This is a genomic window from Actinosynnema sp. CA-299493 (assembly GCF_050946825.1).
Lineage (GTDB): Bacteria > Actinomycetota > Actinomycetes > Mycobacteriales > Pseudonocardiaceae > Actinosynnema.
The window spans coordinates 16,178-33,341 of sequence record NZ_CP191993.1 but is presented as its reverse complement, the minus strand read 5'-3'; the positions used below and the strand labels follow the sequence as shown (position 1 = coordinate 33,341).

Below are 17,164 nucleotides of genomic sequence, written 5' to 3'. Positions count from 1 at the left end.
ACCAGGTGGGACCGGTCGCACCCCAAGGGCAAAAGGCGTCCTGCGATCGGCGGCGTCGAGCGGTCGGTAACCGGTCGGCGACCGCCGGGGGAACTTCGGTCCGGCGGTGCTGCCGTCTGGGTGACCCCGGCGGTCCGCGAAGCCCGGAAGACTGCTCAGCGTGTGCGTCGCTCGCCTGGAACGACCGCCGGACCGGGCCCGGCAACCGCCCCGCCCACCGCAGCACGACCGCTCGCCGCGTGAAATCGACCGACCGCCCTGGAGCCACCACGTTCGGCCGCGGCCGTGCGGGTGACAGACATCACGCGTCCGCCGGGGCCGAAAAGTCGAAAAACCATGAAGTCCCACCCACGACCGTGGATGGGACTTCATGGTTTTGGTGGGCGAGGGGGGAGTTGAACCCCCACGTCCTTTCGGACACACGGACCTGAACCGTGCGCGTCTGCCATTCCGCCACTCGCCCGGAGCGACGTGGAGAACACTAGCATGGTCCCCGTCCGGGTTACCAACTGCCCCGTGTCCCACCACGTCAGCCCGGATACGATCGGTCTTAGAAGTCGACCGGGTCGGAGGGTTGCCGTGGGCCTCGTACAGCGCTTCGAGCGCCGTCTCGAAGGCATCGTCGGCAACACCTTCGCGCGTGTGTTCGGTGGCAACGTCGTACCGCAGGAAGTGGCCCAGGCACTGCAGCGGGAGGCGGAGAGCAGCATCCGCGAGTTGGCGGGTGGCAGGTTGCTCGCTCCGAACCACTTCACGGTCCTGCTGGGTCCGCAGGACCACGATCGGCTTGCCGGGGACGGGCAGGATGAACTACGCATCACCCAGCTTCTGGGGGACTCCATCCGGGAGCACCTCGAAGAGAGCGGATGGGACACCTATGGTGACGTCGTAGTCTCCCTGGAGCGCTCCGACGCGCTGCACACGGGACAGTTCCGAACCAGCTCGTCCGTCGACCCCGACGTGAAAGTTGCCAGCCGACGGTCAGCACCACCTCGCACTGCAGGAGACGGATCCATGAGCCAGCCTCCCGGCTACGGACAAGGACAGGGCCAGCCCGCCTACGACCCCTATGCACAGGGCGGCTACGGCCAGCAGCAGCAGGGCTACGACCAGCAGGGGTACGGTCAGCAGCAGCAACCCGGCTACGAGCAGGGCTACGGCCAGCAGCAGCAGCCCGGTTACGACCAGGGCTACGGCCAGCAGCCCGGCTACGACCAGAACTACGGCCAGCAGCAGCCCGGCTACGAGCAGGGCTACGGCCAGCAGCAGGGCTACGACCAGGGTTACGGCCAGCAGCAGCCCGGCTACGGGCAGCCCGGCTACGACCCGGGTTACGGCCAGCAGCCCGGTTACGACCAGGGTTACGGGCAGCAGCCCGGCTACGACCAGGGTTACGGCCAGCAGCCCGGTTACGGGCAGCAGGGCTACGGCGACCCGGCGCAGGGCGGTTACGCGCCGCCGGCGGTCCAGTCGGGCCCCCGGCAGCTGAACGCGACGCTGCACCTGGACGACGGCTCCAACCGCACCTACAACCTCAAGCAGGGCGGCAACGTGGTCGGCCGCGGCCAGGAAGCGGACTTCCGACTTCCCGACACCGGGGTCTCCAGGAGGCACCTGGAGATCACGTGGGACGGGCACAGTGCCATGCTCGCTGATCTCGGTTCGACAAACGGCACCACGGTGAACGGCACACCAGTGCAGACTTGGCAGCTCGCGGAAGGCGACGTCGTCCGCATCGGCCACTCCTCGCTGGTCTACCGCACCCAGGGCTGACCTCCGGGTCGTCCTCGGACGGGTCGATCCGGGCGAAGGCGTGACGGCACTCAAGTCAGGAGCGGTTACAACCGGTGCCAGAGCTGGTGATGCAGCTGACCAGAGCAGGTTTCCTCGTCCTGCTCTGGTTGTTCGTATTGGCTGCGCTTCGAGTGGTCCGCTCCGACCTGTACGCGGCGTCGGGGCTCCGTGTCCCGACGCCCAAGTTCGGCAGAGGGGCTAGCAAGGCCGCCCGGGGCAACAAGGCTGCCCGACAGCTCGTCGTGACGCACGGCGCGCTGGCGGGCACGCGCATCTCCCTGGACGGCCGGCCGATCATGATCGGCCGCGCCGACGACTCCACGCTCGTGCTGGACGACGACTTCGCGTCGACCAGGCACGCGCGGCTGTCGATGCGCGGAACCGACTGGTACGTGGAGGACCTCGGCTCCACGAACGGCACTTATCTCGACCGGGCGAAGGTCACGGCCCCACTCCGGGTTCCGCTCGGCTCCCCGATCCGAATCGGCAAAACGGTGATCGAGCTGCGCTCATGACTCTCGTCCTCCGATACGCGGCCCGCAGCGACCGGGGCCTGGTCCGATCGAACAACCAGGACTCCGTGTACGCGGGCCCGCGCCTGCTCGCGCTCGCCGACGGCATGGGCGGCCACGCCGCGGGCGAGGTGGCCAGCAAGGTCGTCATCGCCGCCCTGGCGCCGCTCGACGACGACGAGCCGGGCGACGACCTGCTCGGCCAGCTGCGCGACGCGGTGATCGCCGGCAACGGCGCCATCTCCGAGCTCGTGCAGAGCGATCCCGACCTCGACGGCATGGGCACCACGCTCACCGCCGTGCTGTTCGCGGGCTCGCGGCTGGGCATGGTGCACATCGGCGACTCGCGCGCCTACATGCTCCGCAACGGCACGTTCACGCAGATCACCCACGACGACACGTTCGTGCAGTCGTTGATCGACGAGGGACGGATCACCGAGGAGGAAGCGGCCACGCACCCGCAGCGCTCGTTGCTGCTGCGCGCGTTGACCGGCCACGAGGTGGAGCCGAGGCTGATGGTGCGCGAAGCCCGGCCGGGCGACCGCTACCTGCTGTGCTCGGACGGCCTGTCCGGCGTGGTCAGCATGGAGACGCTGGACGAGGCGATCCGCATCCCGGACCCGCAGGCGTGCGCGGACCGGATGATCGAGCTGGCGCTCAAGGGCGGCGGCCCCGACAACGTGACGGTCGTCGTCGCCGACGTGGTCGACGTCGACTTCGGGGAGGACGCGCCCATAGTGGGCGGCGCGGCCGGTGACGGCAGCGAAGACCCACCACCACCCGACTCGCCCGCCTCGCGGGCGAGTTCCATCACCGGGCCCCGACCGGTCCCGCCGCGGGTCGAGCCGATGCCCCAGCCGGACCCCCGGCGGGCGCGCGGCAACCGGCTCAAGGCGCTCGCGCTGGTGGTCTTCCTGCTCCTGCTGGTGGTCGCCGCCGGCCTGGGCACGCGCTGGTACGTGCTGCGCCAGTACTACGTCGGCGAGGGCGACAACGGCGAGGTGTCGGTGTTCCGCGGCGTCACCGGCAGCGTGTTCGGCTTCGACCTGCACCGCAAGGTGGAGGGCTCGTGCCCGCCGGGCGCGCAGGCGTGCGAGGCGATCACGGTGGAGGACCTGAAGGTCGCCACCCGGGACGTGGTGCGCAACGGCATCACCGACGTGGACGGCCTGGAGGGCGCCCGGGAGGCGATCCGCAGGCTGCGCACCGAGCAGACGCTGCCGTTCTGCCCGAAGGACACCGCCGGGAAGAACCCCGGATCGGCCGGCACGGTCACGTCCACCACCGCCGCACCACCGACGGCGTCCTCGACCGAGGCGCCGGCCACCACCACGGTGGAGGGGACTCCCCTCACCACGCCCGTGCAGCAGCCGGGCACGGATTGTCGAAAGGGCCAGTAGTCGCATGGGTTCGCCGGTCACCGGCGCTGAGGGCACACCGCTCGCGGCGGCGAGCAGCACGTCGCCCGGGTTGAGGCCGCCCACGCGACGCACCACGGAACTGTTCATGCTCGCGTTCGCCGCCGTCCTGGTGACGGGCGCGTTGATCCTGGTGGAGGCCAACCAGGAGCAGGAGCTGAGCCTCAGCATCCTGTGGCTGGGCCTGGCGTACCTGGGGCTGCTGACCGTGGCGCACCTCGCGGTGCGCACGTGGGCGCCCTACGCCGACCCGGTGATCCTGCCGTGCGTCGCGCTGCTCAACGGCCTGGGCCTGGTGATGATCCACCGGATCGACCTGGCCATGGCGGACGTGAAGCTGCCGGGCGGCCAGGTGTGGTCCTCCGCCGCGCCCAAACAGGTGCTGTGGACGGCGATCGCGCTGGTGCTGTTCTGCACCGTGCTGAAGGTGCTGTCCGACCACCGCACGCTGGCCCGCTACGGCTACACCGCGGGTCTGCTGGGCCTGGTCGCGCTGGTGCTGCCCGGCGTGCTGCCGAGCTTCATCGCGCCGGAGATCAACGGTGCGAAGATCTGGCTGAGCTTCGGCGCGTTCTCCATCCAGCCGGGCGAGTTCGCGAAGATCCTGCTGATGGTGTTCTTCGCCGCGTTCCTGGTGTCCAAGCGCGACCTGTTCACCATCGCGGGCCGCCGGGTCATCGGCCTGGACCTGCCGCGGGCGCGCGACCTGGGCCCGCTGATCGCCGCGTGGGCGGTCGGCGTGAGCATCATGGTGCTGCAGAAGGACCTGGGCAGCTCGCTGCTGTTCTTCGGCATCGTGCTGGTGCTGCTGTACGTGGCGACCGAGCGGGCCGCGTGGGTCGTGCTGGGCGTGCTGATGTTCTGCGTCGGCGCGTTCGTGGCGTGGAAGCTGTTCGGCCACGTCCAGATCCGGGTGCAGAACTGGCTCGACCCGTTCGCGGACCCGTCCGGCACGGGCTACCAGATCGTGCAGTCGCTGTTCGGGCTCGGCACCGGCGCGCTGTTCGGCGCGGGCCTGGGCGGCGGGCGGCCGGACCAGATCCCGGAGGCCAACACCGACTTCATCACCGCGGTGATCGGCGAGGAACTGGGCTTCGTCGGGCTGGCCGCGGTGCTGCTGATCTACACCGTGCTCGCGATGCGGGGCCTGCGCAACGCGCTCTCGGTGCGGGACACGTTCGGCAAGCTGCTCGGCGGCGGTCTGGCGTTCGCGGTGGCGTTCCAGATCTTCATCGTCGTCGGCGGCGTGACCAAGCTGATCCCGATGACCGGTATCACCGCGCCGTTCCTGTCCAAGGGCGGCTCGTCGCTGCTGGCCAACTACATCCTGGTGGCCCTGCTGCTGCGCATCTCGGACGCGGCGCGCGCGCCGAAGTCGACGCCGAAGCCCCGGCCGCAGCAGCCGGCCATCGCCGACCAGTTCACAGTCATGGTGGAGCGTCCGAAATGAACACACCGCTCCGCCGGGTGGGCCTCGCCATGATGGCGATGATGCTCCTGCTGTTGGGCAACGCGACGTACGTGCAGGTCATCAAGGCCGACGACTACCGCAAGGACCCGCTGAACCGCCGGGTGATCCTGGACCAGTACTCGCGCGAACGCGGTCAGATCATCGCCGCCGACGGCACGCCGCTGGCCAGCGTGCAGCGGGTGGACGACCGGCTGCGCTACCTGCGGACCTACGCGGGAGGTCCCGCGTTCGCGCCGGTGACCGGCTACTTCTCCACGCTGTACGGCGCGGGCGGCATGGAGCGCGCCGAGGACGACCTGCTCAACGGCTCGGACGACCGGCTGTTCGCCCGCCGGGTGTCGGACCTGATCACCGGCCGCGACCCCAAGGGCGGCAGCCTCCAGCTGACCATCGACGCGAAGCTCCAGCAGGCGGCGTTCGAACGGCTCCAGGGCGTGACCGGCACGGTGGTCGCGATCCGGCCGCAGACCGGCGAGATCCTGGCCATGGCCAGCACGCCGTCCTACGACCCGAACGTCCTCGCCAGCCACGACGTGGACGTGCAGGAAGAGGCGTGGACGGGCTACGACGCCGACGAGTCCAAGCCGATGCTCAACCGCGCGGTGCACGAGAACTACCCGCCCGGCTCGACGTTCAAGCTGGTCGTGTCCGCGGCGGCGCTGGCCGAGGGCAAGACCAAGGACACCGAGGTCGACGGCCGCCCGGTGATCACGCTGCCCGGCACGAACACCCCGCTGCCGAACTTCAACGACACCCAGTGCGGCAACGGCGTCGTCGCCACGCTCCAGGAGGCGCTGGCCAAGTCGTGCAACACGGCGTTCGCGGTGCTGGCCGCCGAGCTGGGCGCGGACAAGCTGCGCGACCAGGCGGCCAAGTTCGGCATCGGCGAGCAGGACCTGTCGATCCCGCTGTCGGTGGTGCCCTCGACGCTCGGCCCGATGTCGGACAAGCCGTCGATCTACCAGACCGGCATCGGCCAGAAGGACGTCCGGGTGACGCCGCTGGTCAACGCGGTGATGGCGGCGACCATCGCGAACGGCGGCGTGCGGATGCAGCCGCACCTGGTCGGCAAGATCCTGGCGCCCGACCTCCAGGTGATCAGCGAGACCAAGCCGGACGAGGTCGACGAGGCGATGGAGGCCGACGAGGCCAAGGCGCTGCGCGACATGATGATCGCCTCGGAGAACAACACCGGTGGCGGCGGCAAGCTCAGCGGCGTGACGATCGCGTCCAAGACCGGCACCGCCGAGCACGGCGAGGACGTGCGCTCGACCAACCCGCACGCCTGGTACGTGGCGTTCGCGCCGGCCGAGAAGCCGGAGATCGCGATCGCGGTGATCGTGGAGAACGGCGGCCAGCAGGGCCTGTCGGCCACCGGCGGCCGGGTCGCCGCCCCGATCGGTCGCGCGGTCATCGGCGCCTACCTCGGGGGACGCTGATGCTGACCTCCGGCCAGTTGCTCGCCGAGCGGTACCGCCTCAGCAAGCGGATCGCCGTCGGCGGCATGGGCGAGGTCTGGGAGGCCGACGACACCCGGCTCGACCGCAAGGTCGCGGTGAAGGTGCTCAAGGCGGAGCTCAGCGGCGACGCCGAGTTCCTGAACCGGTTCCGCATCGAGGCGCGCACCACCGCGTCGCTCAACCACCCCGGCATCGCGGCGGTGCACGACTACGGCGAGACCGCGTCGATCCCGGACGGGCCGGAGGACACCGCCTACCTGGTGATGGAACTGGTCGAGGGCGAGCCGCTGGCCGCGATCATCTCGCGCGGCAGGCTGAACGCGGACCGCACGCTCGACCTGCTGGAGCAGGCGGGCAACGCGCTCCAGGCGGCGCACGAGCGCGGGCTGGTGCACCGGGACGTGAAGCCGGGCAACATCATGGTGACCCCGGCCGGCCGGGTGAAGATCACCGACTTCGGCATCGCGAAGGCCGCCGACGCGGCCCCGGTCACGCACAGCGGCATGGTCATGGGCACGGCCCACTACATCGCGCCGGAGCAGGCCCTCGGTCACGCCGCCGAGCCCGCCTCGGACGTGTACGCGCTGGCGGTGTGCGGCTACGAGTGCCTGACCGGGCACCGGCCGTTCCTGTCGGAGAACGCGGTGACGGTCGCGATGATGCACATCCGGGACATCGCGCCGCCGTTGCCGCCGGACGTGCCGCCGGGCCCGCGCGCGCTGATCGAGGCGACCCTCGTCAAGGACCCGCGCCAGCGCTACCGCAACGGCGGCGAGTTCGCGTCCGCGGTGGGCGCGGTGCGCGTCGGCCAGCCGCTGCCCGCGCCGTCCGGCCTGGCCATGGCGGTCGGCACGCCGATGGCCGGACCGATGACGCCGCCCGCGCCGCACGCCCACCCCCAGCACCCCCATCCGGGCAACCCGGTGACCCACCCCGGGTCGCGTCCGACCATGCAACCCGTCCCACCAGGCGTGAACACTCCGCACACGGGCGCTTTCCGTCCGTTGCCACCCGGCCCGCAGCCGCCGGGGCGCAACCGCGCCGTGCTGTGGGTTATGGTCGCGGTGCTGCTGGTCGCGCTGCTGGTGCTCGGCGTGGTCATCCTGCGCTGGGCGCTGAGGGACGACGAGGTGCCCGGTGGTGCGAACCAGCAGGGCACTGGCACCACGAGCGCCCGCCCGTTGGACGACTCGACCGATCGCCTCCCCGGCAAGCCGAAGGTGACGATCACGAAGTCCGACTACGTCGACCACCCGGTGGACGAAGTCGCGAAGAAGCTCTCCGGGCACGGCTTGGAACCCGAGGTGCACTCCGAGGACGGGGGCGCGCCGCTGGATCCCGAGCGGTGCCTGGTGTCGGACCTCGCGCCGACCGGTGAGGTGGCGATCGGCTCACGGGTCACGGTGACGTGCGTGCCGACTTGACGCCGAAGCGGCACGACAGCGAATGAAGGCTTGATGGTGAGACCGTTGACGAGGAGCGGGACGAAGCACTGATGAGCACTCCGCGACTGCTCTCCAACCGCTACGAACTGGGTGAGACCCTCGGCTACGGCGGCATGTCGGAGGTGCACAAGGGCCGGGACGTCCGGCTCGGCCGGGACGTCGCCATCAAGGTCCTGCGCGCCGACCTCGCCCGTGACACCCAGTTCCAGGAACGGTTCCGTCGCGAGGCCCAGAACTCGGCGGCGCTGAACCACCCCGCCATCGTCGCGGTCTACGACACCGGTGAGACCCAGACCGAGTACGGCCCGCTGCCCTACATCGTCATGGAGTTCGTCGACGGCCGCACGCTGCGCGACATCGTGAAGACGCAGGGGCCGCTGTCGGGCAAGCGGGCGATGGAGGTCATGGCCGACGTGTCGGCCGCGCTGGACTTCAGCCACCGGCACGGCATCGTGCACCGGGACGTGAAGCCCGCGAACGTCATGATCACCCGCGCGGGCGCGGTGAAGGTGATGGACTTCGGCATCGCGCGCGCGGTGCACGACGGCCAGGCCGCGGTCACCCAGACGGCCGCCGTGATAGGGACCGCCCAGTACCTGTCACCGGAGCAGGCCCGTGGTGAGGCCGTCGACGGCCGGTCCGACGTGTACGCGTCGGGCTGCGTGCTGTTCGAGCTGCTGACCGGCGAGCCGCCGTTCACCGGCGACTCGCCCGTGGCCGTGGCCTACCAGCACGTGCGGGAGGACCCGAAGTCGCCGTCGGAGCTGAACCCGAAGGTGACGCCCGCGCTGGACGCGATCGTGCTCAAGGCGATGGCCAAGGGACCGGCCAACCGCTACCAGTCGGCCGCGGAGATGCGCGCGGACCTGGTGCGCGTGCTGTCCGGTCAGCGGCCCTCGGCCCCCGCCGTGATGACGGCGGAGGACCGCACCGCGGTGCTCAACCAGACGTCGTCGCCGCGCACCGAGGTCGCCCCGAGCACGGGTGGTCGGCACCGGCCGTCGGCACAGCGCGACGAGCCCGCCGAGTACGACCCGCTGGCCGAGGAAGAGGAAGAGCGGCGCGCCCGGCGCAAGAAGGCGATCATGGTCGCCCTGGTCGTCCTGCTGTGCGTCGCCGTGCTCGCGCTCGCCACGTGGATCACCACCACGCTGCTCGGTGACGACGAGAACACCGCCGCGACCACGGACAAGGTCAAGGTGCCGCTGCTGATCGGCAAGGAGCAGAACGCGGCGCGGGCCGAGCTGGAGGCCAAGGGGCTCGGCACGACGATCGAGCTGATCCCCTGCCAGCCGCAGCCGGGCAAGCAACCGCTCTGCACCGAGGACCAGATCGGCAAGGTCGTCTCGACCGACCCGCCGGCGAACCAGGAAGTGGCCAAGCGCACCGACGTCAAGCTGGCGATCGGCGCCCCGGCCGAGCACGTGCCGGTGCCCGGCGTGACCGGCCTGACCCCGGCGGAGGCGCAGCAGAAGCTGGAAGCCGAGGGCTGGGTCTACCAGCAGGCCACCGAGACCGTCGAGACCGAGGACCCGAACATGGTCGGCAAGGTCTTGTCGCAGACGCCGGGTCCCGGCGTCTCCGCGGCCAGGGGCAGCGCGGTGACGGTGTCGCTGGGCAAGGCGCCGGACACCGTGCAGCTGCCGGACGTGACCGGCCAGACGCTGGACAACGCGCGCGCCACCCTTGAGGGCAACGGGTTCAAGGTGCAGACCAAGGACGTCGACAGCGCCGAGCCGCTGAACGAGGTCATCGCCCAGAACCCGGGTCCGAGCCGGGCGGAGAAGGGCACGCTGGTGACGTTGAGCGTGTCCAAGAACAACCAGTTCATCATGCCCGACCTGCGCGGCCTCACCGAGAACCAGGCGCGCACCAAGCTCAGCCAGGCCGGGTGGACCGGCAACGACCTCACCGTCACCGAGAAGGAGACGGTCTCCGAGATCAGCCAGAACAACAAGATCACGGACCAGGAGATCAAGCCGAACGCGCCGGCGGGCAAGAACGCGCGGATCAACGTGACCGTGGCCGAGTTCAAGGTCGGCGTGCCCACGTCCACCAGGTAGCCGAACCGACAAAAGGCCCCCTCCACGACGGAGGGGGCCTTTTGTCGGTCCTGGTCCGGGCGGTCAGACCCGGTGGGCCGCCGCGGCGAGTTCGCGCATGCCGTTCTCCAGCTGCGAGACGGTGCCCTCGGGCACCTCGAAGCCGCACACCGCGAGCCAGTTCGCCAGCATCCGGTGGCCGCCGTCGGTCAGCACGGACTCCGGGTGGAACTGGACGCCCTCCACCGGCAGCTCGCGGTGGCGCATGGCCATGACCACGCCGGACTCGGTGCGCCCGGTCACCTCGAACTCGGCCGGGATGGTGTCCGGCAGCACGGTCAGGGAGTGGTACCGGGTCGCGGTGAACGGGCTCGGCACGCCCTTGAGCACGCCGCCGCCGTTGTGGTGCACGACGCTGGTCTTGCCGTGCCGCAGCTCCGGGGCGAGGTCGACCGTGCCGCCCCACACCGCGCCGATGGCCTGGTGGCCGAGGCACACCCCGAACACCGGGACGCCCCGGTCCGCGCAGTGGCGGATGACGTCCATGCTCCGGCCCGCCTTGTCCGGCGTGCTGGGGCCGGGGCTGACGAGGACGCCACCGACCTCGGCGACCTCGTCCAGCTCGACGGCGTCGTTGCGCCGCACCACGCACTCGACGCCGAGCTGGGCCAGGTACTGGACGAGGTTGTAGACGAAGCTGTCGTAGTTGTCGACCACGAGCACGCGCATGGCGCCAGCGTAGCCGTGACGAACCTCTCGCCAGAAGTGAGCTTAGGCTCACCTAACCTTAAGTCATGACCCGATCCCTCCGCGTCGCCGTCGTCGGCGCCGGTCCCGCCGGCATCTACGCCGCCGACCTCCTGACCAAGTCCGCGGCCGAGGCGGGCGCCGAAGTGGCCGTCGACCTCTTCGAGCGGATGCCCGCGCCGTACGGCCTGATCAGGTACGGCGTCGCACCGGACCACCCGCGCATCAAGGGCATCGTCAACGCCCTACAGCGCGTGCTGGACCGGCCGGGGATCAGGTTCTTCGGCAACGTCGAGTACGGCGTCGACCTCAAGCTCGACGACCTCAGGCACTTCTACGACGCGGTGATCTTCTCCACCGGTGCGGAGAAGGACCGGCCGCTGGACATCCCCGGCATCGACCTGGACGGCTCCTACGGCGCGGCCGAGTTCGTCTCCTGGTACGACGGCCACCCCGACGTGCCGCGCACCTGGCCGCTGCGGGCCCGCCAGGTCGCCGTCCTCGGTGTCGGCAACGTCGCGCTCGACGTCGCCCGCGTGCTGGCCAAGACCGCCGACGAGCTGCTGAGCACCGACATCCCGGACACCGTGCACGAGGGCCTGGCGCAGAGCCCGGTCACCGACGTGCACGTGTTCGGCCGGCGCGGTCCGGCGCAGGCCAAGTTCACCCCGCTGGAGCTGCGCGAGCTCGACCACTCCCCCAACGTCGAGGTCGTGGTGCACCCCGAGGGGATCGACTTCGACGCGGCCAGCATGGCGTCGATCCGGTCGAACAAGCAGGTCGAGATGGTGGTCAGGACGTTGCAGGAGTGGGCCATCCGCGACGTCGGCACGCGGCCCCGCCGGCTGCACCTGCACTTCCTCGAAGCGCCCGTCGAGGTGCTGGGGTCCTCGTCGGTCAGCGGCCTGCGCACCGAGCGGATGGAGCTGACCGGCGACGGTGGCGTGCGCGGCACGGGCGAGTTCACCGACTGGCCGGTGCAGGCGGTCTACCGGGCCGTCGGCTACCTGTCCACGCACCTGGTCGACCTGCCGTTCGACCACACCTCCGGCACCGTGCCGCACCAGGCGGGGCGGGTGCTCGACCTGGACGAGCAGGCGATGACCGGCGTCTACGTCACCGGCTGGATCAAGCGCGGCCCGGTCGGGCTCATCGGCCACACCAAGGGCGACGCGCTGGAGACGGTCACCAGCCTGCTCGCGGACGCCCCGCTGCTGCCGGTCGCGCCGAGCCGCGCGCCCGACGCCGTGGTCCGGTTCCTGGAGCAGCGCGCCGTGCCGTTCACCACCGTGGAGGGGTGGCGCAAGCTGGACGCGCACGAACTCGCCCTCGGCGCCGCGCGCGGCCGTGACCGGGTGAAGGTCGTGGACCGGGCGGAGATGACCGACATCTGCCGGTCCTAGGGCTGCCGGGGCGCCGGGCTACTGGGGCGTCAGGGCTACTGGGGCGTCGTCACGTTGTTGAACGGCAGCTTCGGCTCCGCCCACGGGAACACCACGAACATCAGCAGCGCCACCACGCCGGCCACGAGCACCAGCGCTTCGAGGACGCGCACGGGCAGCGGGCCGGGCAGGTGCCGCCAGATCCACCCGTACATCACTGCTCCTTCATCTCTTCGGGCACGAAGCCGGGGGCCTTGGGGTAGCTCATCGTCAGCACCGAGTGCACGATGAGCCGCTGCTTGTCGGAGAAGCGCGGGTGGCAGGTGGTCAGCGTCATCAGCGACGCCTGCTGCGCCACGGGCACCTCGCCGTCGAAGTGCGGCACGGGGCTGATCACCTCGCCCTGGGTCGGCAGCACGATCTCCTGGCCGACCGTCTTGTCGTACGGCGCGCCCAGCGGCGAGACCTTGGCGCACTGGGGCTGGGACTGCCGTCCCGCCCAGTCCGCCACCTCGCCGGACTTCGGCAGCACCCGGTAGACGAACCACCGGGTCTGCGTCTCGACCACGATCGCGTCGCACGAGCCGAGCAGGTCGAGGTCGTTGAACGGCGCGCCCTTGCCGACCCGGTGGCCCGCCACGGCGAAGTTGCCCGGGTCGCCCGGCAGCGCGGTGCCCTTGTAGTGGCCGGGACCGACCTCCAGGTCCTTGTCGGTGGTGCCCTCGACGATGGAGAACTTGTAGTCCGGGCCGAACACCGGGATGTACATCTTGGCGAACGCCTGGCCGTCCAGCAGGTCGTACTGGACCTCGCGCTGCTCCTCGGCCTCGACGGTGTTCGAGTTCCACTGGTTGTCCAGCGCCTGGGTGGCGTCGTCCTGCTTGCCTGCCGAGATGAGGTCGGTGACGTACACCTCGTAGACCACGAACAGGAGGATGACCAGGCCCGCCGTGATCAGCAGCTCGCCGACCGCTCGGACCGCCTTGCGCGCCGTGCTGTCGGGCGGCGGCGCGGGCTGGTCGTCCTCGTCGTCGTAGTAGTCGTCGTCCTCGTAGTACTCGTCTTCGTAGTCCTCGTCGTCGTAGTCGTCCACGGGTGCGATGACCTCGGTGGGCGGGTCGACGGGGCGGGGACGGCGCGGCGGCGCGGGCGGGCGTCCGCCCGGAGGCGGCGGGAGGCTGCCGGAGAACGCGTTGGTGTAGCGGGTCGCGTCGGCTTCCGGTGGCGCGGGCCGGGGGCGCTGCGCGCCGGGCGGCGCCGGGGCCGGCGGTGGGGCCGCGGCGCCGAGCCGGGCGGCCACCGCGGAGGGCGCGGGCGGGAGGGGCGGCGCGTCGTCACGCCGGGCGCGGCGGCCGGTGGGTGACGGCTCGACGCGGACCGGTTCGATGCGGACCGGTTCGATGCGGACCGGCTCGGCGCGGACCGGCTCGGCGCGGACCGGCTCGGCGCGGACCGGCTCGACGCGGACCGGCTCGACGTACGAGGTCTCCTCGGCGTCCGTCGGCACGGGCGGCGGGACGTCGTCGCGGCGGGCACGGCGGCCGGCGACCGGTTCGACGCGCGGCCCCATCTCGTCACGGCGCGCGCGGCGACCGGCGACCGGCGGCTCGACCGGTGACGGCTCGGCGTACGGCGGTACGTCGTCCCGGCGGGCACGGCGGACCACCGGCGGCTCGACCGGCGGCACCACGTCGTCGCGGCGCGCGCGACGGGCGACCGGCGGCTCGCCCCGGGGCTCGACCGGCGGCGGGACGTCCTCCCGGCGAGCGCGGCGGCCGGTCGGTGGCGGCTCGACCGGCGGCGGCACGTCGTCGCGACGGGCACGGCGACCGGCCGGCGGCTCGGCGGGGTACGGCTCGGCTTGCCGGGTCCCGGGCCGGTGCGGCTCGACGTGCGGCGGCTCGACCGGTGGCGGCACGTCGTCACGACGCGCCCGACGACCCGTCGGCGGCGGCTCGGCCCGGGGCGGGTAGGACTCCCCCGGACGGCTGAAACCTCCGGCCGGCGTCACCGGCCGGTCGGGATCGCCGGTGTGGCCGGCGGGGCGGTCGAACCCGCCCGGTGGCGTCGGTGGGCGGTCGGCGCCACCGGGCGGCGTGACCGGCCGGTCCGGGCCGCCGGGGCGGTCGATCTCACCCGAAGGGGTCGGTGGCCTGCTGAAACCGCCGGGCGGCGTGGGCGGGCGGTGGCCGGTGAGCGGCGGTTCGCCGGTGACCTGGGGCGGTTGTGGCCTGGGTCGTGGCGGTCGGCCCGGCGGGCCGCCTTGCGGCGGGGGCGGGTCGTAGCTCACCGGAAAACCTCCCAAGCCGAACGTTCCAGGACTACACGGTGCTTCAGGGACCTGCTCGGTTACGTTAACGTGTTCATCCAGCAGTGGACGTGAACTCGCGGCCACTGGAGGCCTATCCACCCGTCAGGCGAGGACAGCATGCCCAAGTCCAAGGTCCGCAAGAAGGCCGTCTACACGGCGCCTGCCGATCGCCGCACCCCGGTCAAGGTCAAGGCTGCGGGGCCGTCGCACCCCGTCTACGTCGCCGTGATGCTCGGCATGATGCTGTTGGGGCTGGCGTGGCTGGTGGTCAACTACATCGCGGGCGAGAAGGTCCCGGTGATGATGGACCTCGGGTCCTGGAACTTCGGCATCGGATTCGCCCTGATGATCGTCGGCTTGCTGATGACCATGAAATGGCGCTGACCACGCGCTACGCCAAGTGGCCGACGGCCCGGACGTGCTCCACGTCCGGGTCGTTCCGCGTTACCCGGTAGTTCACCGGGTTCACCCGACGGTCACCGAAGCACACGGCTGTAAGTCATCCCCAATGGGGACAACTCCTGTGGACAACTTTGCGCCAATTTGCACAAGCCCCGGTCGGAGGCCCCAGTTGTCCACAAGTGCGGCAGACTCGAAAGCGTGAACCCACCGCGCACCTGGTCGCCCCAGCCCGGCCTCGTCGGCCTCGCCTGGGGCTTGGCCGCCGTGTTCCTGCTGGTCACGATCCTCAGTTCGGACCCGGTGAGCCGGGCCTTCCTGGGCCTCGCCACGCTCATCCAGCTCGCGCTGGGCGCTTACGGCACCTTCGTGCGCCCCAGGCTGCTGGTGGACGACTCAGGGCTCACCGTGCGCACCCTCAACGGCGCGCGGCAGCTGCCGTGGCACGAGGTGAAGGTGCGCCTGGCCCGCACCCGCCGGCTCGGCCGCGAGACGGCCACGCTGGAGCTGGACTGGCACCGGGGTGAGGACGAGCAGCTGTTCGTCCTCACCCCGCTGGACCTCGGCACGGACCCCCGCGACGTGGTCGACGTCCTGCACGCCCTGCGCCCGTGACCACCGGGCCCGCAGGCCCGTGGGACCGAAGGAGCGGGCGCACGGGCCCGAAGCAACGGGTCGAGGTCGGCTCGGCGGTCCCGGGCGCCGCACCTCAGACCAGTTGCCCGGTCCGCACGACCGCCAGCACCACGAGCAGCACGACCGCGCCGATCACGGCCGTCAGCTGCCAGGTGTCCCGCTTCGCGGCCGGCGCGTAGACCAGCCCGGCGGTCAGCGCCGCGCCGATCACCAGCCCGCCGAAGTGCCCGAGCAGCGAGATGCCCGGCAGGGTGAAGCTGAGCACGACGTTCAAGCCGATCACGCCCAGGGCGGGACCGGGGTTGAGCTTGAGCCGCAGCACGGCCACCAGCATCGCGCCCATCAGGCCGTACACCGCGCCGGACGCGCCGGCCACCAGCGTGCCGATCCCGCCGAACAGGTACACCGCGAGGCCGCCGCCGAGCAGCGACACCCCGTACACCGCGGAGAACCGCAGCTTGCCGAACACGGGTTCCAGGTCACGGCCGAGCACGTAGAGCGCGATCATGTTCAACGCCAGGTGCACGGGCCCGAAGTGCAGGAACCCCGACGTCACCAGCCGCCACCACTCGCCGTTCCCGGCGACCGCCGGCGTGTACATCACCAGGTCGAGGAACAGCGCCGACCGCTGGTTGGTCGACACGCTGCCCGCCTGGGCGGCGGTGATCGCGAACATCAGCACGTTCACCGCGATCAGCACCGGTGTGACCACCATGCGCTGGGAGAACTCCGCGCCGACGAACGTGCGCGGCCGGCGCACCGCGGCCCGGCCCTCGTTCACGCAGTCGACGCACTGGTGGCCGACGGAGGCCTCGCGCAGGCACTCCGGGCACGCCGGCCGGTCGCAGCGGACGCACCGCAGCCCGGTGGCCCGGTCGGGGTGGCGCACGCAGACCGGCAGGTCTGGTCGCGCCCCGATCGGCTCACCGGGCGGCGGGGAGATCGGCGAGTCGGCCACTCAGGCCCGCTCCACCGAGACCTTCTCGATCACCACGTCGGTGACCGGGCGGTCACCGGCACCGGTGGGTGCGGCGCCGATCGCGTCCACCACGTTGCGCGAGTCCTGGTCGGCGACCTCGCCGAAGATCGTGTGCTTGAAGTTCAGCCAGGTGGTCGGCGCGACCGTGATGAAGAACTGCGAGCCGTTGCTGTTGGGCCCGGCGTTGGCCATCGCCAGCAGGTAGGGCTTGTTGAACTGCAGCTCCGGGTGGAACTCGTCGGCGAACTTGTAGCCCGGGCCGCCGCGCCCGGTGCCCGTGGGGTCACCGCCCTGGAGCATGAAACCCGGGATCACCCGGTGGAAGATCGCGCCGTCGTAGAACGGACCGGTCGGCTCGCCCTTCGCGTTGGCATCGGAGTAGCTCTTCGTGCCCTCGGCGAGGCCGACGAAGTTGGCCACCGTCTTGGGTGCGTGGTCGGGGAAGAGGTTGATGCGGATGTCGCCCTGCGAGGTGTGCAGGGTCGCCGTCACCTTGGTCCCGACGAACGATTCGTTGCTGTCTGCCACACCACCCATCGTGCCATCACCGGGCGAGGGGGTTGGGGAA

The 17,164-nt window shown here is 71.2% G+C and carries 15 protein-coding genes and 1 tRNA gene; 10 read left to right on the top strand and 6 right to left on the bottom strand.

Annotated elements, in window-relative coordinates:
- Positions 1–377 precede the first annotated feature (377 nt).
- Positions 378–463 (bottom strand) — tRNA-Leu (locus tag ACQPYE_RS00150).
- Between the two features lie 116 nt (positions 464–579).
- Here ACQPYE_RS00150 and ACQPYE_RS00145 point away from each other — a divergent pair.
- The 7 genes from ACQPYE_RS00145 (at position 580) to pknB (ending at position 10,163) form a co-directional block, all read left to right on the top strand.
- The gene (locus ACQPYE_RS00145; RefSeq protein WP_498718456.1) at positions 580–1,773 is read left to right on the top strand and encodes an FHA domain-containing protein; all 1,194 of its coding nucleotides are present in this window, start codon (positions 580–582) and stop codon (positions 1,771–1,773) included.
- A gap of 74 nt (positions 1,774–1,847) precedes the next feature.
- Positions 1,848–2,309 (top strand): FHA domain-containing protein FhaB/FipA, encoded by a 462-nt coding sequence (locus ACQPYE_RS00140; protein WP_073897742.1) that lies wholly within the window; start codon positions 1,848–1,850, stop codon positions 2,307–2,309.
- Positions 2,306–3,706, top strand: coding sequence for a PP2C family protein-serine/threonine phosphatase (locus ACQPYE_RS00135; RefSeq protein WP_498718455.1), 1,401 nt, complete (start codon positions 2,306–2,308; stop codon positions 3,704–3,706). The genes ACQPYE_RS00140 and ACQPYE_RS00135 overlap by 4 nt, the downstream gene beginning before the upstream one ends.
- 4 nt (positions 3,707–3,710) lie before the next feature.
- Complete coding sequence (locus ACQPYE_RS00130; RefSeq protein WP_498718454.1) at positions 3,711–5,174, top strand: FtsW/RodA/SpoVE family cell cycle protein; 1,464 nt, start codon at positions 3,711–3,713, stop codon at positions 5,172–5,174.
- Positions 5,171–6,634 carry a peptidoglycan D,D-transpeptidase FtsI family protein gene (locus ACQPYE_RS00125; RefSeq protein ID WP_498718453.1) on the top strand — a complete coding sequence of 488 codons (1,464 nt, stop codon included), beginning with the start codon at positions 5,171–5,173 and terminating at the stop codon, positions 6,632–6,634. The genes ACQPYE_RS00130 and ACQPYE_RS00125 overlap by 4 nt, the downstream gene beginning before the upstream one ends.
- On the top strand, positions 6,634–8,079 hold the full coding sequence (locus ACQPYE_RS00120) for a serine/threonine-protein kinase (protein ID WP_498718452.1): 1,446 nt from the start codon (positions 6,634–6,636) through the stop codon (positions 8,077–8,079). Before ACQPYE_RS00125 ends, ACQPYE_RS00120 begins: the two co-directional genes overlap by 1 nt.
- A gap of 71 nt (positions 8,080–8,150) precedes the next feature.
- A complete protein-coding gene (gene pknB, locus ACQPYE_RS00115; RefSeq protein WP_498718451.1) occupies positions 8,151–10,163 on the top strand; it encodes a Stk1 family PASTA domain-containing Ser/Thr kinase in 2,013 nt (670 codons plus the stop codon).
- Positions 10,164–10,226: 63 nt separating this feature from the next.
- On the opposite strand, the gene ACQPYE_RS00110 is transcribed toward pknB, so the two are convergent.
- A complete protein-coding gene (locus tag ACQPYE_RS00110) occupies positions 10,227–10,871 on the bottom strand; it encodes an aminodeoxychorismate/anthranilate synthase component II (protein ID WP_498718450.1) in 645 nt (214 codons plus the stop codon).
- A gap of 65 nt (positions 10,872–10,936) precedes the next feature.
- Here ACQPYE_RS00110 and ACQPYE_RS00105 point away from each other — a divergent pair, with 65 nt between their 5' ends.
- Entirely contained in the window at positions 10,937–12,292 is a 1,356-nt protein-coding gene (locus ACQPYE_RS00105; protein WP_498718449.1) for an FAD-dependent oxidoreductase, read from the top strand.
- A gap of 35 nt (positions 12,293–12,327) precedes the next feature.
- Here the strand turns inward: ACQPYE_RS00105 and ACQPYE_RS00100 are convergent, their stop codons facing one another.
- Both ACQPYE_RS00100 and ACQPYE_RS00095 read right to left on the bottom strand, forming a co-directional pair.
- Entirely contained in the window at positions 12,328–12,486 is a 159-nt protein-coding gene (locus ACQPYE_RS00100; protein WP_170185175.1) for a hypothetical protein, read from the bottom strand.
- Positions 12,486–14,561: a class E sortase gene (locus ACQPYE_RS00095; protein ID WP_498718448.1), complete on the bottom strand. Its 2,076-nt coding sequence runs from the start codon at positions 14,559–14,561 to the stop codon at positions 12,486–12,488. Before ACQPYE_RS00095 ends, ACQPYE_RS00100 begins: the two co-directional genes overlap by 1 nt.
- Before the next feature lie 138 nt (positions 14,562–14,699).
- Between ACQPYE_RS00095 and crgA the strand changes: the two genes are divergently transcribed.
- The gene (gene crgA / locus ACQPYE_RS00090; protein WP_053714567.1) at positions 14,700–14,966 is read left to right on the top strand and encodes a cell division protein CrgA; all 267 of its coding nucleotides are present in this window, start codon (positions 14,700–14,702) and stop codon (positions 14,964–14,966) included.
- Positions 14,967–15,182: 216 nt separating this feature from the next.
- Positions 15,183–15,596, top strand: coding sequence for a PH domain-containing protein (locus ACQPYE_RS00085; protein ID WP_498718447.1), 414 nt, complete (start codon positions 15,183–15,185; stop codon positions 15,594–15,596).
- A gap of 94 nt (positions 15,597–15,690) precedes the next feature.
- On the opposite strand, the gene ACQPYE_RS00080 is transcribed toward ACQPYE_RS00085, so the two are convergent.
- Positions 15,691–16,575, bottom strand: a complete 885-nt coding sequence (locus ACQPYE_RS00080) for a rhomboid family intramembrane serine protease (protein ID WP_498718446.1) — start codon at positions 16,573–16,575, stop codon at positions 15,691–15,693.
- Positions 16,576–17,124 (bottom strand): peptidylprolyl isomerase, encoded by a 549-nt coding sequence (locus ACQPYE_RS00075; protein WP_498718445.1) that lies wholly within the window; start codon positions 17,122–17,124, stop codon positions 16,576–16,578.
- Between the last annotated feature and the right edge of the window lie 40 nt (positions 17,125–17,164).

Bases quoted from the DNA above. Each gene is read 5' to 3' on its own strand.
- ACQPYE_RS00135 (WP_498718455.1), top strand. From the start codon at position 2,306: ATGACTCTCGTCCTCCGATACGCGGCCCGCAGCGACCGGGGCCTGGTC.
- ACQPYE_RS00130 (WP_498718454.1), top strand. From the start codon at position 3,711: ATGGGTTCGCCGGTCACCGGCGCTGAGGGCACACCGCTCGCGGCGGCG.
- ACQPYE_RS00125 (WP_498718453.1), top strand. From the start codon at position 5,171: ATGAACACACCGCTCCGCCGGGTGGGCCTCGCCATGATGGCGATGATG.
- ACQPYE_RS00120 (WP_498718452.1), top strand. From the start codon at position 6,634: ATGCTGACCTCCGGCCAGTTGCTCGCCGAGCGGTACCGCCTCAGCAAG.
- pknB (WP_498718451.1), top strand. From the start codon at position 8,151: ATGAGCACTCCGCGACTGCTCTCCAACCGCTACGAACTGGGTGAGACC.
- ACQPYE_RS00110 (WP_498718450.1), bottom strand. From the start codon at position 10,871: ATGCGCGTGCTCGTGGTCGACAACTACGACAGCTTCGTCTACAACCTC.
- ACQPYE_RS00105 (WP_498718449.1), top strand. From the start codon at position 10,937: ATGACCCGATCCCTCCGCGTCGCCGTCGTCGGCGCCGGTCCCGCCGGC.
- ACQPYE_RS00100 (WP_170185175.1), bottom strand. From the start codon at position 12,486: ATGTACGGGTGGATCTGGCGGCACCTGCCCGGCCCGCTGCCCGTGCGC.
- crgA (WP_053714567.1), top strand. From the start codon at position 14,700: ATGCCCAAGTCCAAGGTCCGCAAGAAGGCCGTCTACACGGCGCCTGCC.